Raw genomic sequence first — 22,557 nt, 5'->3', positions numbered from 1 at the left:
TCTCGGAAGGAGCGATCATGACCAACATCCCGCAGTCACAGCCCGCACCGAAGCTGAAGGTGCTGAAGACCGAAGAGGAGTGGCGGGCCGAGCTCTCCCCCACCGAGTACCAAGTGCTGCGCGAGGCCGGCACCGAGCGGCCGTTCACCGGTGAGTACACCGACACGACCACCGAAGGCGTCTACAGCTGTCGCGCGTGCGGCGCTGAGCTCTTCCGCAGCGACACCAAGTTCGAGTCCCACTGCGGCTGGCCGAGCTTCTTCGCACCCTCCGACAACGACGCGATCCGCTACATCGAGGACACCTCGATGGGTATGCGCCGGGTGGAGGTGCGCTGTGCCGCCTGCGACTCCCATCTCGGCCACGTCTTCGAAGGTGAGGGGTACGGGACGCCGACCGACCTGCGCTACTGCATCAACTCGGTGTCGATGCGGCTGCAGCCGGTGCAGTGACGGCCTCGGTTTCGGCCTAACGCAACCCCGACCCTGCCGGTCCTGGCCCGCCCCGGATCACGGAGGGCAGGACTGGCGGGCGAGCAGAGATCGGGAGGTGGTCGGCGCCGACCACCTCCCGATCATTTCGACCTTCTCAGCCCAGTCGGCGGCGGACGATCGCGATGGCGCCGCCGGCGACCGCAGCCAGCCCGGCTGCTGCCACCCCGATCACACCCGGAGCGCCGGTCTTCGCGAGCTTGCCTGCTGTCCGATCACCCTGCTCGCCGTCCTTCGCGCGATCGGCCTGCTTGGACCCCTCAGCCTGCCTGGACTCCTCGGCCTTCTCGGAGTCCCCGTTCTTCTCCGAATCGTCGGCATCCCCGGATTCCGGCTCCGAACCGGCCTCGGTGAACTGCTCGCGCACCCAGTCCAGCAACTCCACCTGGCGATCACCGAAGTCGAACAACACCCGGAATTCCAATGCAGCCGGAGCATCATCGGCAATCACGGTGCAGTTGACATCCAACGGGTACTGCCCGGCCGGAGTGCCTGCAACGATCCGGATCTCGTCCTGGCAGTCGAGGTTCTCGGTGTCACCGGTCTGCAGGAGGAGATCGCCGGGGAACTCCCGCGGGGCGTCGGCGGTCAGGCCGAAGTCGAACGTATGGCCCGCCCGCAGTGGGATGTACCACGGTTCAAGCCCCTGCCCCAGCAAGAACTCCTCCTTCAGCTCGTCGGCTGACAGCAGCGAATCGTCCTCGGACATCTCGGTGAACATCTGGGGACTCGTCGTCTCCCCGACCGTGGTCGTGGTGCCGTCGTCCTGGGTGAAGAACAGCGGTATGCCGACCTTGGGCGCGGGATCCATCCCGGTCACCGTGCAGGGCAGACTGAGGTCGACCGCACCCGGGTCGGTGCCCTGGGTGAAGGTGACCGAACCGTCACACTCCAGGCTGTCGGCACTGCTGAGTTCCATCGTCAGATCAGCCGGCAGCGCCGGTCCACCATCGACCGGAACCCGTAGGGCGAAGGAGCCGGAGTCAGGGTCCAACTCATTCCATACCGGTTTGATCCCACCCGGGAAGTACTCGTCCACCCACGTGCTCGGGTCGGTACCCGGGCTCCTGTCGTCGCTGGGTGCTTCGTCGTCGCCGGATGGCTCGTCGTCACCGTTCGCCTCGGGACCACTGGGTGTGCCGTCGGCACTGGGCTTCCCCTCAGCACTGGGCTTCCCCTCAGCACTGGGCTTCCCCTCAGCACTGGACGTCGATTCGGCACTCGGGGTCTCGGTGCCCGGGGTCTCGTCCGCACCCGGGGTCGCCGCGGCACTGGGTGCCTTGTCGGGGGCCACGCTGCCTTCGGTCGGCTCCGGCGCGGTTGTCCCCACCGCCGGAGTCGGAGCCGGAGTCGGAGTCACCTCGGCGTGTGCCGAACTCAGTCCGAGACCCACGCAACCGGTGAGCACACCGGCCACGCCGACGATCGCAGTCCCGGTCACCCACCGGCGTTCAAGTTGTTCATGATCATTCCCTTCGTTCCACACCGGCGTCTCCGGATTGCTTACGTTGATGCCGAAATCACCTCCCCGGGTTCAGACGGACGACCAAGAGTTTCCTGATTTCGATCATGGAATCGCCTGAGCTGCACCCCCTTCCTGAACAACTGCCGGTGCAAGTGCCGGTCCGCTGGAAGGCAATGCCTGCACGGTTTCTGGAACTTCCGGTCAGTTGCCGGACTCCTCATCAATGGGAGGCGGAACAATGACCCGATGTGAGAAGCGATGACAGGTACTGCGGCGGTGCCCACGCACCCGTCCCGCAGGTCTGCCGGTCAGCGGGAATGGAACTTTCGCGACGGTTCCGGAATCTCCCTCGTCGACGGATGGATCGTCGGCACTCGCCGGGTCCCCGGGGACCGGGCGAATGAAGGAGCTGGAGTGAGCGAACCGAGGGCACGGTGGTCGACCACGGACGACCTCGACGATGCACACCTGTGGGCACGGCTGCAGGCCCGGGACGAGTACGCCTTCCGCGTGCTCTTCACCCGACACAACAAGGTGGTCTACAACTTCGCCTTCCGGCACTGTGCATCCTGGTCGATGGCCGAGGACGTCACGCAGTCGACCTTCGCCAGCTTGTGGCGCCGTGCACGCACCGACTCCGTGGACGACCTGCGCGGCGATTCGGCCCGGCCGGTGTTGCTCGCGACGGCCCGCAACGAAGCCAGCAACGCCATGCGAGCATCGAAACGCCACCTACGAGTGGTCGACAAGGTGGAACGGACCGCATGCCCGGAATCGGACAATGTTGCCGACTGGGTTGCCGACGAGAGCGCGATGAGGCAGATCAACGAGATTCTGCAGCGGGTCCCGGACAATCAACAAGTGGTGATCGAGATGGTCGCCTGGGCGGGGCTGGAGATGACAGAGGTTGCCACTGCGCTGGGGGTCCCGGTCGGTACGGTGAAGTCCCGGCTGAACCGCGCCCGCCGCAAGCTCGCCACGACCGAGATCGCCGCGATGCTGGGAGGGGGTCTGTGATGGGAATGCAGCTTCCTCCCGAACGTGATCTGCCCGATCCCGACCGCATGCTGAGGACCATCGTCTCCGAGACCGCCGACCCCGAGGCGGACCGGCACCGGCGCCGCCGGCAGCGTTGGCTGGTGGCCACCTCGGCGGCGGCCGCCGTAGCGGTGCTGGCCCTCGTGATCGGACTCAGCCAGCCCAAGGAACTGCCGGAGGTGGGCGAACCCGTTCCGCCCACGCCGGCACCGTCGGTGCCAACCGTTTCCCCGTCGCCGACCGCACCGAGTCCGAGCGCCAGCCCGAGCACCGGTCCGAGCGTCGATCCGTCCCGCGCATAGCCCTCGCCCGGGGCGGGTGCGAGTGCCGGCCCCCCGCCTGGCACTCCGAGCGGAACCCCGACTACATCGAGCAGCAGCAGTCCGCGACCACCGGCGCGCGATGGCGTCACCGTGTTCAACGTGGAGGGGGCTTCGGCCGAGCTGACCGGTCTCAGCCTGGCCATGTCCGCTGGTTCCTCGGGCGAACTCGGCACGGCCTACGCCGAGCTTTCCCTGACCGTCACCGGTGACGATCCGGTCACCATCTCCCCGGCGGACTGGACCCTGTCCACCGCAAGCGGAACGGTGGGCGACCCGCTGCTCAGCTCCGGCTTCCAAGGCACCGTCGACCCCGGTGACTCGGTCACCGGTACGGTCGCCTTCGACGGCGTGCAGGACGGCCGGGTGCTGCACTACGCCGATCAGCGGGGCAACCGCGCCTCGTTCCTGCTGGCCTACACGGCCAGTCCGGAGTTCTCCGAGGTCGAGCGCCGCCAGATCGGCCCGGTGGTCACCAGTCTCGGCCAGCCGCGGGACCGTGACGGCGAAACCGGAGTGGTGATCTGGGTCTGCGCGGCCGATGATGCCGAACTGACCCTGCGCCGCTCGGCGGTCAGCTTCCGCACCGCCGACGGCGAGTCACTGGCTGTCGGCGAGGGTACGCCCGATGGCGGGCGCAGTTGGACCGACGAACCCGGTGCGGACATAGTCCTGTTGCCCGACAGTGTGTTCCTGGCAATGGCGACTGCGTCTCCGGTCTGGTCGTCGCTGCGGCCGAGTCGGAGATCACCAGCCTGGTGGTCGAGATCGACGGCGCCGAGGGCCGCTTCGACCTCCAGGGCCGGTGATCGTCAGCCCTCCGGTGTCCCCTGGTGGAAGACCTGCCGCCACTGGCCGTGATCACGTCGCCAGATCGACGACCGCAGAGCCGAACCGTTGTCGGTGGTCGATCGCCAGATGATCAGGAACAGGTCGTCGGCAAGTTCGCGGGACTCCAGGAGTTCGAAGTCGGTCACCGTCTCGGTGAGGGTGGCGGTCTCGGCGAGAATCGCATTCCGGTCCCACAACCGTCCCGAGCTGCCGATCTCGCGCCATGCGGTGTCGAGTACCGCGGCCAGCCGGGAGGGATCAGTACGGACGGCTGGGTCCAGCAGTTCCTTCTCCGCCGCGATCACCTGCTCGAGATCACTGAGTTGATCATCGAGGTCGAACAGGGTCTGTTCGGCCTCCTCCACCGGTGCCGCCGGACCGATCCGCTGCACCGGTGCGACACCGGCGAACCCGGGGCCCGTGTCCGGCCGTTTTCCCTGCTGGTACGCGGTTGCCGCCGCGCGGGCGCGCTCATCGGCAGCCTCGTTCATGGCATGACCTGCGTGGCCCTTCACCCACTGGAACTCCACGTCCCGGCCGGCCATCGCCGCATCCAACTCGATCATCAGATCCCGGTTCATCACCGGTTTTCCGTCGGCCTTCTTCCAGCCCTTGCGTTTCCAGCCCGGCATCCACTTGGTGATCGCGTTGATCACGTACTGGCTGTCGCACATGATCAACAGTTGCTCATCGGCAGTAGCGGTGGACTTCAGCAGTTGCAGCACCGCCATCAACTCACCCATGTTGTTGGTGCCGTACGGCCAGCCGCCGGCGGCCCAACAATCGTCGTCGACGTACCAGCACCAGCCCGCGGGACCGGGATTGCCCAGCGCCGAACCGTCGGCGGCGGCGACGATCATGCGCCGCCCCAGCTGGCGACGATCTCGGCCAGCTCCCGACGACGACCGGTGTAGAACGGCACCTCCTCGCGGGTGTGCCGACGTGCCGACGCACCACGCAGGGTACGCATCAGGTCGACGATCCGGTGCAGTTCGTCGGCCTCGAAGGCGAGCATCCACTCGTAGTCACCGAGCGCGAAGGAACTGACCGTGTTCGCCCGCACATCGGGATAGTCGCGGGCCATCATCCCGTGCTCCCGCAGCATCTCGCGACGTTCCGCATCCGGCAGCAGGTACCACTCGTAGGAGCGGACGAACGGGTAGACACAGACGAAGTCCAAGGCGTCCTCACCGGCCATGAATGCCGGTACGTGGCCCTTGTTGAACTCGGCCGGACGGTGCAGTGCCAGCTGTGACCAGACCGGCTGCAGCGATCCGCCGATTTCGCTGGCGCGCAGGGCCAGGTAGGCGTCCTGCAAGGTGGCCGAATCCGGCGCATGCCACCACACCATCAGGTCGGCATCGGCCCGCAGACCGGCGACGTCGTACCAGCCACGGATCTGCAGATCTCCGCCGGCGGTGGCCTTGTCGATCCGGGCCAGTGCGTCGGTGACGGTCGTCTCCGCTGCTTCGCCATGGCGGGCGAAGACCGACCACATCGTGTAGCGGATCGTGTCGTTGATCTCCCGGGCCTTCATCGGACTGACTCCTTCTGGGCTGCTGCTCGGGCCTCGGCGCGCAGTTCGGCGCCTTCGGCGTGGACGAGTTCGACGATACGCGTCAGCACCGTCGGATCGGTCTGCGGAGGTACCCCGTGACCGAGGTTGAAGATGTGACCCGGTGCGACGGCTCCGCTGCGGATCACCTCCCGGACACGGTCGGCGATCACCGGCCAGGGTGCACCCAGCAACGCCGGGTCGAGATTCCCCTGCACGGCATGACCGCCGCCGGTACGCCGTACCGCCTCGGCCAGCGGTACCCGCCAGTCGACACCGATCACATCGGCGCCGGCGGCGGCCATCGGTGCCAGCAGCTCGCCGGTACCGACTCCGAAGTGGATCCGCGGCACGGTCGGGAACCGTTCGGCCAGGCGGTGCAGGACCGTCGAGGAATGGGCGGCGACGAACTCCTCATAGTCGGCAGCCGACAACGACCCGACCCAGGAGTCGAAGAGCTGCACCGCGCGGGCCCCGGCTGCGGCCTGGGCGGACAGGAAGGTGGTCGAGATCCGCGCCAGCTTCGCGCACAGTTCGTCCCAGAGTTCGGGCTCGGAGACCATCAGCGCCTTGGTGTGGGCGTAGTCGCGGCTCGGCCGGCCCTCCACCAGGTAGCTGGCCAGGGTGAACGGTGCCCCGGCGAAACCGATCAACGGGACCGGCCCGAGTTGCTCGACCAGCATCGAGACGCTGTCGGTGATGAAACCCAGGGAGTCGGGTTCGAGTTCGGGCAGGGCCCGGATCGCGGCGGCATCGCGCACGGGTTCGGCGATCACCGGCCCGGTGCCGGGAACGATGTCGAGGTCGATCCCGGCAGCGGCCAGCGGCACCATGATGTCGGAGAAGAAGATCGCAGCGTCGACACCGTGGCGGCGTACCGGCTGCAGGGTGATCTCGGTGACCAGTTCGGGGTCACGGCAGCTCTGCAGCATCGTCGTCCCCTCCCGTACCTTGCGGTACTCCGGGAGCGAGCGCCCGGCCTGGCGCATGAACCAGACCGGGATCGGACCGTCCCCCTGCTTCCCGGTCGCTGCGCGGATCAGGGCTGGTTCGGTCGCGGAGTGGTGAGGCTGCACAATCGGCAATCCTGCCCTGTCCTTCGCCTACGGTCCATCGGAGCAGTCGCGAGCAGTGCCGGGGAATCGGCGCGTCGAGCACCATGCCGGCCCGGGGTTGCCTATCGTGGGGCAGGTGTCAGGGATCAAGGGGGCCGAGGTCGAGCCGGAGGCGTTCCGGCGGGCGTGCGCCGAGCTCGCAGCGGCCACCTGGCGTCCCGAGTTCACCATCGACGACATGCCTGCTCCGCAACGGATCGCGCCCTTCGCCATCGCCATCAGCGCCGACGTCACCGATGCCGAGGACAATGACATCGCCAACGGCCGACTGATCCTGTTGCACGACCCGGCCGGCAGCGAGGCCTGGGACGGTACGTTCCGACTGGTCACCTTCGCCCGGGCCGAGATCGACGCCGAGATGGTCGCCGATCCCCTGCTGAACCCGGTCGGCTGGTCCTGGCTGACCGAACCACTGGAGACCCGCGAGGTCCCCTTCAGCAATCCCAGCGGTACGGTCACCAGCGTCTCCAGCCAGTCCTTCGGACAGCTCGGGGACGAAGATCCCCGGGCGGAGATGGAGATCCGCGCTTCCTGGACGCCGCTGCTCGAAGCCGACGGATCCGGGCTGAGCGCCCACGTCCAGGCCTGGCAGGATCTGCTGGCGACCATGGCCGGTCTGCCACCGGTGCCCGACGGAGTGGTGATGCTCAGCGGACGTCGCCGCAGCGCACGTTGATCGGACGACGATGACCTCCGATCCGATGGACACTCCCGCAGAGAAGGACGACCTCGCGCCGAAGGACGATCTGGCCGAGTCGCCCGAGCTCCCACTGCTCGCCGTGCCTGCCGACGGCGTGCCGCCGGTGATCGACACCGATCCGGCGTTCAGGGTGATGATCGACGCCTTGGCCGCCGGCGACGGGCCGGTGGCGATCGACGTCGAACGCGCCCAGGCGTACCGCTACTCGGCGAAGGCCTACTTGCTGCAGCTGCGTCGCTCCGGCTCGGGCACTCAGTTGATCGATCCGCTGCCGTTCGCCGAGCACCACTGGCAGGCGTTGGCGACCACCATCGGCGAGGTCGAATGGATCGTCCACGCGGCCACCCAGGACACGCCCTCGCTGGCCGAGCTGGGGTTGGTCCCGGCCACCTTGTTCGACACCGAGCTGGCCGGTCGGCTGTTGGGCAAACCGCGGGTGGGGCTCGGTCCGTTGATCGAGGAGTTCTTCGAGCTGCACCTGGCCAAGGAGCACTCGATGGCCGACTGGTCGTCGCGGCCGCTGCCGCAGGAATGGCTGAACTACGCCGCCCTCGACGTGGAACTGCTGATCGAGCTGCGGGATCTGCTGGCGGCCGAACTGGCCGCCGCGGACCGCCTGGACTGGGCCCGTCAGGAATTCGCCTACCTGGCCGAGAAGGCCGCCGAACCGCCGGTAGCGCGGACCGACCCATGGCGACGGACCAGCGGTATGCACCAGTTGCGCACTCCGGCACAGCTGGCGGTGGTACGGGAGCTGTGGTTCGCCCGCGACGAGTTGGCCCGCCGCTATGACAAGGCACCGGGCAAGATCCTGCCCGACAAGGCGATCTCCGAACTGGCCGCCCAACGTCAGCCCAGTCGGAACTGCCTGCGGAACATCGACGGCTTCAAACGACGCACGGCGCGCCGTTTTGAGACCAACTGGCTGCAGGCCCTGGACCGGGCACTCGCCCTGCCTGCCGGTGACCTGCCGCCGGTACGCCTGAAATCGGATACGCCGCCACCGCCGCGCGCCTGGGAACGCAGCAATCCCCCGGCTCACCGCCGCTGGCTGGCCGCCCGGGACGCGGTGAACGCGAAGGCCGACGAGCTGGGGCTGGCTGCGGAGAACCTGATCACACCGGCGTACTGGCGTCAGCTGTGCTGGGCTCCGCCGGAGCCGGCCGACGCGACGGCGATCTCCGCGCAACTGGAACTGCTCGGCGCCCGGCCGTGGCAGCGCGAGATCGTCTCCCCGGTGCTCGCCGAGGCGTTCGCCGCCGCCGACCGCTGAGCCGATTCTCAGCGACTTCCCACCGGGGCTGCATTCAGCTGGAAGTTACCAGCTGGTAGCGTGGCCGCCATGCCACATGAATCACGCGATGTCGTCTTCGTCGACGGCGTCCGAACACCGTTCGGCAAGGCCGGTTCGCTCTACGCCGAGACCCGAGCCGATGACCTGGTCGTCAACTGTGTCCGAGAACTCCTGCGCCGCCATCCCGAACTGCCACCGGAGCGGATCGACGAGGTGGCGATCGCTGCCACCACCCAGATCGGTGACCAGGGTCTGACCATCGGCCGGACGGTCGCCCTGCTGGCCGGACTGCCCCGCTCGGTGCCGGGGTACGCGATCGACCGGATGTGTGCCGGTGCGATGACCGCAGTCACCACCACCGCCTCCGGGATCGCCTTCGGCGCCTATGACATCACCATCGCCGGCGGTGTGGAGCACATGGGCCGCCACCCGATGGGTGAGGCAGCCGACCCGAACCCGCGGTTCCTGTCCGAGAAGCTGGTCGACATCGATGCACTGGTGATGGGCAACACCGCCGAGAACCTGCACGACCGGTTCCCCTCGATCACCAAGGAGCGCGCCGACGCCTTCGCCGTGATGAGCCAGGAGCGGGCGGCCAAGGCCTACGCCAACGGCATCATCCAGGAAATGCTGACCCCGGTCGCCACTCGTACCGCCGAACTCGGCTGGGGTCTGGCGACCGTCGACGAGCCACCCCGCCCGGGCACCTCGATGGAGGGACTGGCCGGGTTGAAGACGCCGTTCCGTCCGCATGGCCGGGTGACCCCGGGCAATGCCGCCGGTCTGAACGACGGCGCCACCGCATCGGTCCTGGCCGCCCGCGAGGTGGCCGAGGAGCTCGGCCTGCCGGTGGCGATGAAACTCGTCGGGTACGCCTTCGCCGGCGTCGACCCGGAGGTGATGGGTGTCGGACCGGTGCCGTCGACCGAGAAGGCCTTGCAGCGCAGCGGTCTGAGCATCGACGACATCGGGGCCTTCGAGATCAACGAGGCCTTCGCCGTGCAGGTGCTCGCCTTCCTGGAGCACTTCGGCATCGACGACGACGACGCCCGGGTCAATCCGTTCGGTGGCGCCATCGCCTACGGTCACCCGCTGGCCAGCTCGGGGGTGCGGTTGATGATCCAGCTCGCCCGTACCTTCGCCGATCACCCGGAGATCCGGTACGGCATCACCACCATGTGTGTCGGCCTGGGCATGGGTGGCACCGTCATCTGGGAGAACCCCCACTTCACCGGAGGTCAGAAGTGACTGAATCGACCGTTCTCAGCGGGGATGCGCTGATCGACGCCCTGCAGCAAGCCGCCAGCCAGTCCAAGGACGAAGTGGTCACCCACGCGATCAGCCGTGATGTCGCACTGCCGGGAGATGCCGGTACGGCGGTGGTGATCACCTTGGACAACGGCCTGGACCACAATCGGCCCAACAGCTTCGGCCCGATCGGCCTGGGTGAGCTGAACCAGGCGATCGACACCGCCGCCGCCCGCCCCGAGGTGGTGGCCATCGCCGTCACCGGCAAACCCTTCATCCTGGCTGCCGGTGCCGATCTCTCGCAGGTGGGGCAGATCAACGATCACGCGCAGGCGAAGCTGATCGCCCAGATCGGTCATGGTGTGTTCCACAAGCTGCACACCACCGACAAGCCGACCTTCGGATTGATCAACGGTCTCGCCCTGGGTGGTGGACTGGAGATCGCCCTGCACTGCGATTACCGCACCGTCAGCGCCGCGGCCCCGGCGATCGCCCTGCCGGAATGCTTCCTCGGCCTGGTTCCCGGCTGGGGTGGTACGTGGCTGCTGCCGCATCTGGTCGGTGCGGAGTCAGCGATCAAGGTGATCATCGAGAACGCGTTGAGCCAGAACCGGATGCTGAACGGACCGAAGGCACATCACCTCGGCATCGCCGACGCGCTCTTCGACGGCGCCGACTACCTGGAGCAGTCGCTGCTGTGGGTGTCGAAGGTGGTCTCCGGTGAACTCACCGTCGACCGTCCGCAGGTCGACACCGGCGAGGCCTGGTCGGCTGCGGTGGCGAAGGGTCGCGCCTTCGCCGACTCGAAGGTCGGCGGTGTCGCCCCCGCGCCGTACAAGGCGCTGGACCTGATCGAGGCCAATGCCTCCCGTGACCGGGTCGCCGGGTTCGCCGCCGAGGACGACGCACTGGCCGAGCTGATCATGAGTGAGGAACTGCACGCCGGTCTGTATGCCTTCGACCTGGTGCAGAAGCGGGCGAAGCGGCCGGCCGGTGCGCCGGACAAGTCCCTGGCGCAGAAGGTGACCAAGGTCGGCATCGTCGGTGCCGGTCTGATGGCCAGCCAGTTGGCGCTGCTGTTCGCCCGTCGACTGGGTGTGCCGGTGATCATGTCCGATCTCGACCAGTCCCGGGTGGACAAGGGTGTCGGCTATGTGCAGCAGGAGCTGGAGAAGCTGGCGGCCCGGGGTCGGCTGAGCCCGGACAAGAAGAACCGCTACTCCGCGCTGGTCTCCGGGACGACCGACACCGCCGACTTCGCCGACTGCGACTTCGTGATCGAAGCCGTCTTCGAGGAGATGGGCGTGAAGAAGCAGGTCTTCGCCGACCTGGAGAAGCATGTCAGCGCCCAGTGCGTGCTGGCGACCAACACCTCATCGTTGTCGATCACCGAGATGGCAGCCGATCTGCACCATCCCGAGCGTGTGGTGGGTTTCCACTTCTTCAACCCGGTGGCGGTGCTGCCGTTGTTGGAGATCGTGAAGGGTGAGCGGACCGATGAGGCGACCTTGGCCACCGCATTCTCAGTGGCGAGGTCGCTGAAGAAGAATGCGGTACTGGTCGCCGATGCGCCTGCCTTCGTGGTGAATCGGGTGCTGGTCCGGTTGCTGTCGGAGATCACCGGGGCGATCGACGAGGGAACCGATTTCGAGACCGCTGATCATGCACTCGATCCGCTGGGTCTACCGATGTCGCCGTTCGTGTTGTTGCAGTTGGTCGGTCCGGCCATCGGGCTGCACGTCGCCGAGACGTTGAACTCTGCCTTCGGTGATCGTTTCCATGTGTCGGAGAACCTGCGCCGTCTGGTCGAGGCGAAGAAGGCCGGTATCTGGGACTACGACGAGCAGGGCAAGCCCTACGTCGCCGATGAGACCCGGGCACTGTTCGAGGTCGGCGACTCCCCCAGCACCGCCGAGCAGTTGCGGGTACGGGTGGAGGACGCGCTGGCCGATGAGATCGGTCGGATGCTGGACGAGGGGGTCGTCGCCGATGCCCGTGACATCGATCTGTGCCTGATCCTCGGCGCGGGCTATCCCTTCCATCTCGGCGGGATCACCCCGTACCTGGACCGCAGCGGCGCCTCGGAGCGGGTCCGCGGCAAGCGGTTCCTCGACCCGGGTGTGGCGAGCCTGGCCTGATCGCCCTCGATCATCCCGACAGATCCCCCGGTGCCGTGGTGGCCCGGGGGATCTGTCGTCCCCGGCCTACGATGCCGGGTCCCGTGATCGACGAACGGGGAGGAAGTCGGTCAACGACCGGCCCGCCCACGACCGGTCGTCAGTGTCCATGACCGAAGAGGCCGACCCCGAAGAACCCGAAGGCGGCGATCGACAACCCGAACGCCAGCAAGGCCCGGGTGTTCAGCCTGGACAGGCGGTGATAGATCGACCGGACCTGCCGGTCCAGTCTCGGATAACGCTGCCAGGCCAGCGACAGCAGCAGGTACGGGCCGATCACCGCGACCAGGAAGAGGGTGTAGAGCAGCGCCTGCAACCACAGCTGGTGGGTGGCCGAGGTGAGCACCCGCCCGGTGACGTACATCGTGGCCAGCCCGCTGATCCCGATCACGGTGTTCGCCACTCCGATCAGGATCATCCGGCGGGCGCTCTCCTCCCGCGGCGGACCGGGCAGCTTCGGTGCCGGGCGGGGACGCCGCAGGCGCTGGAAGGTGATGACCGCCAGGATCAGGAAGATCGTGCCCGCGACCAGGTCGACCCCGCGGCGTACCAGGAATTCCTCCACCCGGTCCTTCAGTGCCGCGGTCAGCGTCTCCGGGTCCACCACCCGGAAGGCGAGCAGCATCAGGGTGCAGCCGATGACCATGCCCACGCTGACCCAGCGGACAGCGGTCTGCGGCCGCTTCGACGCGGTCAACAACCGGATCACCACCGCATACATCGTGGGGCTGAAGCCCATCACGAAACCGAGTCCGAGCAGGCTGAGGCCCGCGCCCAGCACTCCGGCGAGATCGCTCCACACGGGCCCAGTATGGCCGCCCCGGAGCACCCCGGAGCGCGCCGCTGGAACAATCCGCTTGCCTGGGGCTACGGTCTGAGCACACAGCGATCGCGGAACGGACAAACGGAAAGGCAGCGGCCATGCGCATCCTGGTCACCAGCTCACGCAATCCCTTTGCGCTGAACATCGTGCGGAAACTGGCCACCGCAGGACATCAGGTCGTTGCCTGCGACACCTTCGACGGGGCGGTCGGGAGTCACTCCAAGTACCTGCTCTCCCACCAGGTGACCGCTTCGCCACGACATGCCACCGATCAGTTCATCAGCGACATCGCGGCCATCGTGGAACGGTTCGCGATCGAACTGATCCTCCCCACGTTCGAGGAGGCCTTCTATCTCGCGGCGCGGGTCTCGGATCTGCCTGCGGGTGTGCGGCTGTTCACCGGCGCATTCGAACAGTTGGCCCGACTGCACGACAAGGTCAGCTTCCAGCATCTCGCAACGCGGGCCGGTGTGCCGGTCCCGGAAACGGTGGTGGCCACCGATGACGCCGGCCTGCGGGAGGCGACGAGCCGGTTCGAGCACTGGTTCGCCCGGGCGGCGTTCTCCCGCGGTGGCGTCGGGCTGCTGACCAATACCGGGCCCTTGGCCGGGCAGGTCGGAATCGACGACTGCCACCCGAGTCCGGAACAACCCTGGTTGGTCCAGCCGTTCGTCAGCGGCCCGATGGTGTGCTCCTATTCGGTGGTGGTCGACGGTCGGGTGATCGGGCACTGCACGTATCGGGCTCCGGAGCTGTGGCGCAAGAGCACCGGTATCACCTTCCTGGCGGTGGATTCGACGCAGACCCTCGATCACACGCAGCGGTTCGTCGACGTCCTGGGCGGTTACAGCGGCCAGTTGTCGTTCGACTATGTCGATCATGATGGTGAACTGTTGGCCATCGAGTGCAATCCGCGGACCACGAACGGCGTGATGTTGATGAGTTCGGCCCAGTTCGACCTCGCCCTGAGCGGCACCGCGACCACACCGCAGGTGGTCGAACCCGGAGTCGAGAAGCAACTGACCGCTGCTGTCGTGGCCAATCTCTTCGGCCAACGGCTCTCGCACCTGCCGGACACGGTCGAGGACCTGTTCCGGGTGCCCGATGTGGATGCCGGTTGGCATGATCACACCGCCATGTTGTGGGCACCGGCCGCCCTCGTGCACGGTGCCCGGCTGAGCCATGGGAAGCGTCAGGCGGTGCTCGCCGCACTGGCCGACGACATCGTCTGGAACGGTGAGCCGATCAGCGGGATGAGCGCGGCCGATGCCAAGGAACTCGAAGCGATCCACGCGCAGCGGTTCTAGTGTTCAGCCCGTCCCGAGCGGCCTCGAGGCAGGATGCGACCGAGTAGCGCGTCCACCCGGAGCAGCCCGGAGATGAGCGTGGGCAGTTGTGCTGCAATCCCCCTCCGCGGCAGGCCTTCGAGGACCCCGGCACCGACGGCGGCCTTGCGCGCGGTGCCGGCACGCAGCCAGGTGATCACCTGCAGTAGCGCCAGCGGATGCGATTCGAGAGCGCTGTGGCCGTTGTCGAACTCGACGAGGTATCCCTCCGGCAACAAGGAAGCCACTTCCTGGGCGACCGCCGGGGCGGTCCGCAGGTCGTTGTGCCCGGCCATGACGATGGTCGGCCAGGTGAACTCCCTGAGCTGCTGCCGCAGGTCGAAGGGTTCCCCACCGAAGCTCGGGTACCGATCGGCCAGGGCGGCATAGGCCAGCACCGGATCGAAGGGTTCCCCATCGGGCTCGGCGCCGTAGTCCAGCTCGCGGAAGGCGAGCGTACCGACCAGATCGAACTCGTTGATGAAGGGAAGCGGGACCGAGGAGGTGGCTTCGCGGCTGAGGGCGCCGACCAGCACCGACCAGGTCAGGCGAGCCCGGCCCGCCACGAGTTGATCAAGGAATCGATCGAGGAGGCCCTGGCCGCCTGCCTCGTACACCGTACGCGCGGCGAAGAGCAGGTCATCGGGGTCGACACCCCGGGCAACCAGAGTCCCCACCGCATCGCCGGTGGTGGGCACGGACGGGTGGAGCAGCTTTCGTACCGCCTGCCGTTCCTGCCGATGGTCCGCGGTGGACAGGATCGGTGAGTCGAGGATCATGGCGGCGACCAGTTCGGGGTGCCGGACACCGAGACCGGCTGCCAGGTAGCTGCCGTAGGAGGCGCCGACGATCACTGCGGAGTTGATCTTCTCCTGCGCCAGCACCGCGGCGATGTCGTCGACCACGTCGTCGACCCACATCGCCTCCGGGGGAAGGTCGGTTCCGTCGGTAGCCTGCCGGGACAAGCCGATTCCCCGGTGCTCGATCATGATCAGGTCGAGGTTCCGTTCCCGTGCCTGCCGGCGAAACGACCGATAGGGAAAGACCACCGACAATCCTGGCCCGCCTGGGATCACCACCACCGGCGTACCGCCGCGTGGCCCGGTACGGATGTAGGCCAGATCGAAGGCGGGTGCTGCCTCGGCGCTGCGGCGCCGGAGCAGATGCAGTCCGCGGGTACGCCGGGCGAGTGCCCGCAGCAACGCCCTCGGCCAACCGGGACGGTGCGATGCGCGGGTCATGATCGGGAGTCTACGCAGCGCTGATGACCGGTCGCCCGTCCTTCGAGACCGGAACTGGGTCACCGTGCCTGGCGCAGCGCGGAGCAATGAAGATCGTCAACGGACCGACACGGGAAGGACAGCGTCCGTTCTCAGATGCCGGCCGTCACAGTGCGAACTCCGGCTCCTCAGCTGCCCTCGCGGGGTCAGGATCGACAGGCTCGAGCTCGACCGGACGGGACAGCTCGGTACGCAGGGCGGTGGCCAGTTGCTGCAGGGCGCCGTAGTGCTCGATCGGCTCGTCCAACAATCCGTACCCGAGGGTCGCCCCGAGCAGCGCCGGGGAATCGGCACCTCCGGCCACCAGGTGCCACGACTCGGGGTTCGCATCCGATTGATCCATGACGAGACTCCAGGCCCGGCTGCGATGTCTCCGACAAGGGATCAATCCTGCTCGCAGGTTACCGCCTCCGACCGGCCGCCGGTGGCAACGAATTCACGCACTGCCTCCAGCACCAGCGCGAGCGGCAGGATCATGGTTGCCGGGTATTCACCGGGCTGTCCTCCGGCGACCACTTCCACCTGAGCTGTGGCCGGGATTTCCGGTTCAGCGGACGAGAAGGCATTCCAGAACGGACCCTCTTCGGAATCCTGGAGCACCATGATCAGTCCGCTCTCCGCAGTTCCGCCGACGATCAGCGCGCGCCCGTCGCGCAGGATCGTACCGCTGAACGATCGGCGCCGTTCAGCTGCTCCACCGCGCGCTGTATCTCACTGTCCGGCGGATCCGTCGCCTCGGCGCCTTCCCAGATCATTGCGATCGCTCCCATCGTCCCAACGTAATGGCACGCCGTGCCGGAACGGTCGGAAGCCTCCAAGCGAAAGAACTCCTCGTAGACCGTGTAGCCGTCCCAGTCGACCGGATCCATGCGCATGAAGGCACTCTACGAGCGAGCTTCGGCCCGTCCAGCCACCTACTGCGCGATCTCTCGGAATGCGGGATTGCCCGAGGGAAAATCTGCGGGAAGCGCCTCCACAGCGACCGAACCGGAAAGAACACCATACAGAAAACTGGTGGTTGACATGTCGAACCGCTCCCATGCAGGATCTCGCGCCGCATCAACGACGACAGTCCAAGTTCCCGGGTCCTCGCCAGTGATATGCCAGAAACACGCGTCCCCGTTCTGCGTCACCGCCCAAGGATAGAGCTCCCCCTTGTCCACGGAGACGTCGTAGGAAAGGTCTTCCGAACCGTCGATGCCATTCCCGACACTCAACCCGAGCTTGTTGTCGTCGTGCTTGCCGATGCCAGCCAGTTGGCGGTAACCCGCCAAGATCTCGTTCCCTCGGACCTGGAGGTTCAAGTCTTCTCTTATGGCTGATGGCACGAGTAGAAAAATGAACTCGTCAAAGCACCCCACACCGTAGGACTTCACCAATTCAAGATAGTCGGAAGGCAGTCCCGGCAATCCCGTCGCCTCAAGAGTCCGTTCAATCTCACCTGGTGAAAGCTCCGGAACCTCCGGCGGGGCAACCACGAGTTCCCACAGTTGCGTGATCATCCACACTCCTCCGCTCAGAACCGTCACTGCGAGATTATAGTGATCGTCACCCTGAGCTTGACGATGCCAGCGCTGGCTACGCGATCAGGAGCGCACGGTCGACTCACAGCCCATGACTCCATGAAGTTGCCGCAATCATCCACACGGTGCCATCGACGCAGATGCCTACGATCCCGGCCGTAAGCCCGCGGTCCCACACCTTGGCGTCCTGATGACAATGGTCACGAGGCCCAACGAGCAACCGACCTCCGAGCACAGCGCCACGCGTCCTCAAACTCGCGGCGATCGACAAATTCTGGCTTAAACTGTGGATCCAAAGCAATCTCGTCAATCGGCAGCACCGGCTCCCCTCCCAACCTGGTGTCGCCTGCGCCCCCGTAGGCGTCGGCCGCCTGTGAACGCCCGCCGGCAAATACTTCCACCTTTCTCAGTTCCCAGCCTTGAGAATCAAGCTCGCTATACAGCTCGACCGGCAACTCCTCATACTCATGAATCCAGCGAACACGGATGTAGTGGTTTGCTTTTGCCATAACTGACTATCCTAGACGAGACATCAAGGGCACCCTCAGTTCTATGAACGAAAACCCCAGGGCGACCTTGAGATACTGGGAGCCCTTAGACGTCAACCCCGACATAGTGGGGGGAATTTCTGGCCTTGGAAGGGATTGGTTATTCTCCTCCCAGGCCGCCTGCTCGACATCCTCCAGGTCGGTCGCGACCTGCTTCAGGGCGGTGGCGACCTCGCCGAGATCGCTGAGCTGGGTGCGTCCGTTGTCCTGGAAGAGCTGGGAGAAGTGCCCCTCGAACTCCTGCATCCCCGAATCGCGCCACGACGACCGCGACCCGCGCTGGCCGGTCAGCCGGGAGGCCTCAGCGTTGAATGCCGCCTTCACCGACGCCGAGACGTACTCGACATCGGGAATTCCCCGCAGTTCATCGACGTTGACCATGGGCTATCCGACCTTCCGTGACTCGTCAGGCACCGCACCGAACCGTGCAGATCACCGTCCGCGGAACCGGGCTGAGATCGGGTTTGCCCGGTCGCGGCCGACGACCACGAATCACGCTAGCAGCGGTGAGGTCAACGGCAACCACCCAGACGAGATCCTGCCGGATGCACCCGACAAGCTGCCGCTGCCGCGGCGAACGAGGCAGAAGCGCGAAGGAGGGCACCCGCCGGCCCGAACTCAGGCTCGCCCTGATTCAGGCCGCCCGAACTCAGGGAAGTGTGACCTCGGCGACGCCGGCATGATCACTGCGACTGACGGTCTCCACGGCATAGCGGGCGATCTGCTGCGCGCTCAGGCCGCACTCGGCCAGGACCTCATCACGCGAGGCATGATCATGGAACGCCTGCGGTACGCCGAACTCCCGCAGCGGCACCGAGACACCGGCGGCACGCATCTCCTGGGCCAGCCGCGCACCCAGACCGCCGACCTCGCCGCCATCCTCGATGCTGATCACCAGTTCGTGCTCGGCAGCGACCTCGACCAACTCCGGGTTCACCGGCAGCGCCCGTACCGGGTCGATCACCGTGGTCGAGATCCCCTGGGCGTCCAACTGCTCACCCACCTGCAGGGCAACCGCCGCCATCGGGCCGTACCCGACCACCAGCACCCGCGGCTCCGCGGCCGCGGCCAGCACATCCATACCCTTACGGGTGGCGACAGCCGGCAGTTCCTCGCCGACCGTCCCCTTCGGGAAACGCAACACCGTCGGCGCGTCACTGACCTGCACCGCGGCTGCGAGCGCCTCGGTCAACCGGGTCGCATCGCGCGGCGCCCACAGCTGCAGACCGGGCACCAGCCCGAGCAGCGACAGATCCCACATACCGTGATGACTCGGTCCGTCCGGGCCGGTGATGCCGGCGCGGTCGAGAACGAAGGTCACCCCTTGTTTGTGCAGGGCGACATCCATCAGCACCTGGTCGAAGGCCCGGTTCACGAAGGTCGAGTAGATCGCGACCACCGGGTGCATCCCGGAGGCGGCCAGTCCGGCCGCCGAGGTGACCGCATGCTGTTCGGCGATGCCGACGTCGAAGGTGCGCTCGGGGAAAGTCTGGTGGAACTTGTGCAATCCGGTCGGATACATCATCGCGGCGGTCACCGCGACCAGTCCCGGATGCTGTTTGCCCTCGTGCAGCAGCGCATCGGCAAAGACCGAGGTCCAGCTCGTACCGCCGGAGGTGGCCTTCGACTTCCCCGTCACCGGGTCGATCTGGCCGACCGCGTGGAACTGGTCCTCCTCGTGGTTCACCGCGGCGGTGAACCCGTGGCCCTTCTGGGTACGGACGTGCACGATCACCGGGCCGCCGTACCCCTTGGCCTGCGTCAGTGCGTACTCCACCGCTTCGATGTCGTGACCGTCGATCGGGCCGACGTACTTCATGCCCAGATCGGCGAACAGCCCCTGCGGATTGAGCACATCCTTCAGGCCGGCCTTCACCCCGTGCAGCCATTCGTAGGCGGCCTTGCCGATCACCGGGGTGCTGGAGACGCTGCGCCGCAGCAGGTCGAGGACATCCTCGTACCGACGGTCGGTACGGACCGGGCTGAGCGCCCGCGCCACCCCACCCACGGTCGGTGTGTAGGAGCGGCCGTTGTCGTTGGCGACGATGATCAACGGCAGGTCGTCGTCGGCGGAGATGTTGTTCATCGCCTCCCAGGTCATGCCGCCGGTCAGCGCTCCGTCTCCGACCACCGCGACCACGGTCCGGTCCACCCCCTGCAGCCGGAATCCCTTGGCCAGCCCCTCGGCCCAGGACAGCGCAGTCGAGGCATGGGAGTTCTCCACCCAGTCGTGCTCGCTCTCGGCCCGCGACGGATAACCCGACAGCCCCCCGCGCTGGCGCAGGGTCGGCAACTGCCCGGTCCGGCCGGTCAGCATCTTGTGCACATAGGCCTGGTGACCGACGTCGAAGATGATCGGATCGGTCGGTGAGTCGAAGACCCGGTGCAGGGCAATGGTCAGTTCGACCACCCCGAGGTTGGGCCCGAGATGTCCGCCGGTGGCGCTGACATTCGTGATCAGGCTCGCTCGGATCTCCGCGGCGAGCTCGGCGAGCTCACGGGGCGACAAATCGCCCAGGTCCTTGGGGCCGCGGATCCGATCAAGATGAGACATGACTGCCAGTCTAGGAGCCCCGGTGTGGTGAACCGGGACCGTGGGGTCGGACGGCGGTCCGAACTTCACTGCCGGCCGGTCCGCCGATGGCAGCAGCGCGACACCCGAGAATCAGCAGATCTCCCCGTCCAGGTACTCCCAGCGGCCGTGGCGGCGGACGAAGCGGCTGCCGACCCGATTACGATGAACCGTGCCCTTGATCGCTCAGGTGTCGGACACCCATTTCGACAACACCGCCGAAACCGCACGCCGCAACGCCGTGGTCTGGGACTACCTCGACTCCGCCGCATTGCCGATCGAGCTGGTCCTGCTCACCGGGGACGTCGCGGCCGACGGCCGGCCCGAGGAGTACGCCGAGGCCCTCGCCCGGGTCAGCGGCAGCCGCCGGGTGATCGCGATCCCGGGCAACCACGACCTGCGGTCGAGCTTCGCCACCGGTCTGCCCGGTATCAGCGCAGCCGACCCTTCCGGACCGCTCGACCAGGTGGTCACCGTCGACGGGGTACGGGTGATCGCCCTCGACTCGACCATCCCCGGCAGCCCCCGCAATGACGCCGGTCATCTGAGCGAGCAGAGTCTGACCTTCCTCGACGCCGCCCTCACCTCCCGGACCGGGGAGTCCGCGCTGATCGCACTGCACCATCCGCCGGTCACTCTCGGACATCCGGTGATGGATCCGATCCGGCTGGACAATGCCGAGGCCCTCGCCGAAGTGCTGAGCGCCCACGACCGGCTGGCCGGCATCGTCTGCGGCCATGCCCACGCCGCCGCGGCGACCACCTTCGCCACGGTCCCGTTGGTGATCGCCCCCGGTGTCACCAGCACCTTCACCCTGGGGTTCACCGAGGCCGCCGAGGGGATGCAGAACCGCGACCTGCCGCCGGGTCTCGCGCTGCACCGGATCACCGACGGGGTGCTGCTGACCGAATTCCGGCACCTGATCCCATGACCGACCTGTTCTGCTCCATCATCGCCGGTGACGTCCCTGCCGAGACCGTCCATCGCGACGAGCACACCATCGCGTTCCTCGACCACCGCCCACTGTTCAAGGGGCACACGCTGGTCTGTCCGGTACGCCACGTCGACACCCTTCTCGACCTCGAGCCCGCCGCGATGCCGGCCCTGTTCGGCACCGCCCAGCGGATTGCCGCCGCCCTCGGCGATGCCTTGGGCTGCCAAGGCACCTTCGTCGCCATGAACAACGTGGTGAGCCAGTCCATACCTCATCTGCACGTGCATGTCGTACCTAGGACCAAGGGGGATGGGCTGCGTGGCTTCTTCTGGCCCCGGACCAAGTACGCCGACGGGGAGGCAGCCGAGTACGCGGCTCGGATCCGGGCCGCCGTCCAGCGATGACCGAGCATTCGCCCGCCGACCGCCGGCTACCGGTGGTGCTGGTGGTCCTGGCATGCGGGATCGCCCTGATCCTGGCCGGTCAGTCACTGCGTACCCTCGGCCCGGCCCCGGTCACCCCAACCCCCGCGCCGTCGGTCTCCTCCTCCGCACCGAGCCCGCAGGTGGAGACCGGTGAACCCGGCCGCGACGCAGCGGAGGAACCGGTACGGCTCGACGAGCGGCTCTACGCCGTAGGTGAACTCGCCGCCACCGACTGCGCCGATCCCCGGGTGTCGCGGATCGATGCCGACGGGCTCGCCGCGTTCGCCGAGCAAGCGATCGACGAGTGCCTGATGCCGGCGTGGTCCCCCGCGCTGGAGCGGGTCGGTGTGCACCTGCAGCGACCGCACCACGAGGTGGTCAGCGCCGACTCCATCACCACCGACTGCGGTGAGATGTCGAATGCCAACCAGGTCGTCGCGTTCTACTGCACCCAGGACCGGACGATCTACCTGTTCACCTCCGGCACCAGCACCTACGCCGAACGGGCCGGTTGGCTGCCGATGGCCGTGCTCGCCCACGAATTCGGCCACCATGTGCAGAACGCGACCGACAGCTGGCCGATCACCGACGACGAGACGACCGATCGCCGGATCGAACTGCAGGCCGAATGCCTGGCCGGGGTCTGGTTCCATGACGGGCAGCAGGCGATCGACGGTTTCAGCCGCGCGCTGGTCGTCGGCCGCTACGTCTCCAACGACACCCATGGCAGCGCCGCGGTGCGTACCGCGTGGTTCGACCGGGGATTCGACCGCGGCGACACCGACGATTGCCGCAGCTACACCGCCGACACCGGCGAGGTGGGCTGAACCGCTGCCCGGGGCTCTTCTCGGCCCACCCGGAAGAAATTCCGGCCCCAGCGAACCAATCCGCCG

The 22,557-nt window shown here is 67.1% G+C and carries 25 protein-coding genes; 12 read left to right on the top strand and 13 right to left on the bottom strand.

Annotation, left to right across the window (positions count from 1 at the left end; translation table 11 throughout):
- Window positions 1–17 precede the first annotated feature (17 nt).
- The gene (gene msrB, locus CLV29_RS04370) at window positions 18–452 is read left to right on the top strand and encodes a peptide-methionine (R)-S-oxide reductase MsrB (protein ID WP_133753813.1); all 435 of its coding nucleotides are present in this window, start codon (window positions 18–20) and stop codon (window positions 450–452) included.
- 136 nt (window positions 453–588) lie between these two features.
- Here the strand turns inward: msrB and CLV29_RS04365 are convergent, their stop codons facing one another.
- Window positions 589–1,932: a hypothetical protein gene (locus tag CLV29_RS04365; protein WP_133753812.1), complete on the bottom strand. Its 1,344-nt coding sequence runs from the start codon at window positions 1,930–1,932 to the stop codon at window positions 589–591.
- A 438-nt stretch (window positions 1,933–2,370) separates the two neighbouring features.
- On the opposite strand from CLV29_RS04365, the gene CLV29_RS04360 reads away from it, so the two are divergent.
- From CLV29_RS04360 to CLV29_RS04350, 3 genes are all read left to right on the top strand, one after another.
- Entirely contained in the window at window positions 2,371–2,973 is a 603-nt protein-coding gene (locus CLV29_RS04360; RefSeq protein WP_243831718.1) for an RNA polymerase sigma factor, read from the top strand.
- A complete protein-coding gene (locus CLV29_RS04355; protein ID WP_133753810.1) occupies window positions 2,973–3,296 on the top strand; it encodes a hypothetical protein in 324 nt (107 codons plus the stop codon). Before CLV29_RS04360 ends, CLV29_RS04355 begins: the two co-directional genes overlap by 1 nt.
- Before the next feature lie 120 nt (window positions 3,297–3,416).
- Window positions 3,417–4,175, top strand: coding sequence for a DUF4352 domain-containing protein (locus CLV29_RS04350; protein ID WP_133753809.1), 759 nt, complete (start codon window positions 3,417–3,419; stop codon window positions 4,173–4,175).
- Here the strand turns inward: CLV29_RS04350 and CLV29_RS04345 are convergent.
- From CLV29_RS04345 to hemE, 3 genes are read right to left on the bottom strand one after another with little or no spacing between them, the layout of a single operon-like run.
- Window positions 4,127–5,005 carry an RNase H family protein gene (locus tag CLV29_RS04345; protein WP_133753808.1) on the bottom strand — a complete coding sequence of 293 codons (879 nt, stop codon included), beginning with the start codon at window positions 5,003–5,005 and terminating at the stop codon, window positions 4,127–4,129. The two genes, CLV29_RS04350 and CLV29_RS04345, sit on opposite strands and share 49 nt — an antisense overlap.
- Complete coding sequence (gene hemQ / locus CLV29_RS04340; protein ID WP_133753807.1) at window positions 5,002–5,682, bottom strand: hydrogen peroxide-dependent heme synthase; 681 nt, start codon at window positions 5,680–5,682, stop codon at window positions 5,002–5,004. The genes CLV29_RS04345 and hemQ overlap by 4 nt, the downstream gene beginning before the upstream one ends.
- Window positions 5,679–6,776 carry a uroporphyrinogen decarboxylase gene (gene hemE / locus CLV29_RS04335; protein ID WP_208292747.1) on the bottom strand — a complete coding sequence of 366 codons (1,098 nt, stop codon included), beginning with the start codon at window positions 6,774–6,776 and terminating at the stop codon, window positions 5,679–5,681. Before hemE ends, hemQ begins: the two co-directional genes overlap by 4 nt.
- A gap of 115 nt (window positions 6,777–6,891) precedes the next feature.
- Here hemE and CLV29_RS04330 point away from each other — a divergent pair, with 115 nt between their 5' ends.
- The 4 genes from CLV29_RS04330 to CLV29_RS04315 all read left to right on the top strand — a co-directional run bounded on the left by CLV29_RS04330 (window position 6,892) and on the right by CLV29_RS04315 (window position 12,195).
- A complete protein-coding gene (locus tag CLV29_RS04330) occupies window positions 6,892–7,491 on the top strand; it encodes a DUF3000 domain-containing protein (protein WP_133753805.1) in 600 nt (199 codons plus the stop codon).
- A gap of 25 nt (window positions 7,492–7,516) precedes the next feature.
- Complete coding sequence (locus CLV29_RS04325) at window positions 7,517–8,788, top strand: HRDC domain-containing protein (RefSeq protein ID WP_133753804.1); 1,272 nt, start codon at window positions 7,517–7,519, stop codon at window positions 8,786–8,788.
- Between the two features lie 69 nt (window positions 8,789–8,857).
- Complete coding sequence (locus CLV29_RS04320) at window positions 8,858–10,057, top strand: thiolase family protein (protein WP_133753803.1); 1,200 nt, start codon at window positions 8,858–8,860, stop codon at window positions 10,055–10,057.
- Window positions 10,054–12,195: a 3-hydroxyacyl-CoA dehydrogenase NAD-binding domain-containing protein gene (locus CLV29_RS04315; protein ID WP_243831717.1), complete on the top strand. Its 2,142-nt coding sequence runs from the start codon at window positions 10,054–10,056 to the stop codon at window positions 12,193–12,195. Before CLV29_RS04320 ends, CLV29_RS04315 begins: the two co-directional genes overlap by 4 nt.
- Before the next feature lie 139 nt (window positions 12,196–12,334).
- On the opposite strand, the gene CLV29_RS04310 is transcribed toward CLV29_RS04315, so the two are convergent.
- Entirely contained in the window at window positions 12,335–13,036 is a 702-nt protein-coding gene (locus CLV29_RS04310) for a GAP family protein (protein WP_133753802.1), read from the bottom strand.
- A 119-nt stretch (window positions 13,037–13,155) separates the two neighbouring features.
- Here CLV29_RS04310 and CLV29_RS04305 point away from each other — a divergent pair, with 119 nt between their 5' ends.
- Window positions 13,156–14,364, top strand: a complete 1,209-nt coding sequence (locus CLV29_RS04305; RefSeq protein ID WP_133753801.1) for an ATP-grasp domain-containing protein — start codon at window positions 13,156–13,158, stop codon at window positions 14,362–14,364.
- Here the strand turns inward: CLV29_RS04305 and CLV29_RS04300 are convergent.
- From CLV29_RS04300 to dxs, 8 genes are all read right to left on the bottom strand, one after another.
- Window positions 14,361–15,623, bottom strand: coding sequence for an alpha/beta hydrolase (locus CLV29_RS04300; protein ID WP_133753800.1), 1,263 nt, complete (start codon window positions 15,621–15,623; stop codon window positions 14,361–14,363). The two genes, CLV29_RS04305 and CLV29_RS04300, sit on opposite strands and share 4 nt — an antisense overlap.
- A gap of 145 nt (window positions 15,624–15,768) precedes the next feature.
- Window positions 15,769–16,005 (bottom strand): hypothetical protein, encoded by a 237-nt coding sequence (locus CLV29_RS04295; protein WP_133753799.1) that lies wholly within the window; start codon window positions 16,003–16,005, stop codon window positions 15,769–15,771.
- Window positions 16,006–16,046: 41 nt separating this feature from the next.
- Window positions 16,047–16,265, bottom strand: a complete 219-nt coding sequence (locus CLV29_RS04290; protein WP_133753798.1) for an Imm1 family immunity protein — start codon at window positions 16,263–16,265, stop codon at window positions 16,047–16,049.
- 32 nt (window positions 16,266–16,297) lie between these two features.
- Window positions 16,298–16,537: a hypothetical protein gene (locus CLV29_RS04285; protein ID WP_133753797.1), complete on the bottom strand. Its 240-nt coding sequence runs from the start codon at window positions 16,535–16,537 to the stop codon at window positions 16,298–16,300.
- 39 nt (window positions 16,538–16,576) lie between these two features.
- Window positions 16,577–17,164, bottom strand: coding sequence for a hypothetical protein (locus CLV29_RS04280; RefSeq protein ID WP_133753796.1), 588 nt, complete (start codon window positions 17,162–17,164; stop codon window positions 16,577–16,579).
- A gap of 221 nt (window positions 17,165–17,385) precedes the next feature.
- Window positions 17,386–17,694 carry a DUF6881 domain-containing protein gene (locus tag CLV29_RS04275; protein WP_133753795.1) on the bottom strand — a complete coding sequence of 103 codons (309 nt, stop codon included), beginning with the start codon at window positions 17,692–17,694 and terminating at the stop codon, window positions 17,386–17,388.
- A gap of 6 nt (window positions 17,695–17,700) precedes the next feature.
- On the bottom strand, window positions 17,701–18,114 hold the full coding sequence (locus tag CLV29_RS04270) for a hypothetical protein (protein WP_133753794.1): 414 nt from the start codon (window positions 18,112–18,114) through the stop codon (window positions 17,701–17,703).
- 268 nt (window positions 18,115–18,382) lie between these two features.
- Window positions 18,383–20,287 carry a 1-deoxy-D-xylulose-5-phosphate synthase gene (dxs, locus tag CLV29_RS04265; RefSeq protein ID WP_133753793.1) on the bottom strand — a complete coding sequence of 635 codons (1,905 nt, stop codon included), beginning with the start codon at window positions 20,285–20,287 and terminating at the stop codon, window positions 18,383–18,385.
- Between the two features lie 190 nt (window positions 20,288–20,477).
- On the opposite strand from dxs, the gene CLV29_RS04260 reads away from it, so the two are divergent.
- Genes CLV29_RS04260 through CLV29_RS04250 form a run of 3 tightly spaced genes read left to right on the top strand, consistent with a single transcriptional unit; the run spans window position 20,478 to window position 22,491 of the window.
- Window positions 20,478–21,236 (top strand): metallophosphoesterase, encoded by a 759-nt coding sequence (locus CLV29_RS04260; RefSeq protein ID WP_133753792.1) that lies wholly within the window; start codon window positions 20,478–20,480, stop codon window positions 21,234–21,236.
- The gene (locus CLV29_RS04255) at window positions 21,233–21,643 is read left to right on the top strand and encodes an HIT family protein (protein WP_133753791.1); all 411 of its coding nucleotides are present in this window, start codon (window positions 21,233–21,235) and stop codon (window positions 21,641–21,643) included. Before CLV29_RS04260 ends, CLV29_RS04255 begins: the two co-directional genes overlap by 4 nt.
- Window positions 21,640–22,491, top strand: coding sequence for a neutral zinc metallopeptidase (locus CLV29_RS04250; protein ID WP_133753790.1), 852 nt, complete (start codon window positions 21,640–21,642; stop codon window positions 22,489–22,491). The genes CLV29_RS04255 and CLV29_RS04250 overlap by 4 nt, the downstream gene beginning before the upstream one ends.
- Window positions 22,492–22,557: the final 66 nt, after the last annotated feature.

Origin of the sequence: Naumannella halotolerans, assembly GCF_004364645.1 — a bacterium.
Classification (GTDB): domain Bacteria; phylum Actinomycetota; class Actinomycetes; order Propionibacteriales; family Propionibacteriaceae; genus Naumannella; species Naumannella halotolerans.
This window is presented reverse-complemented; position numbering and strand designations above follow the sequence as displayed.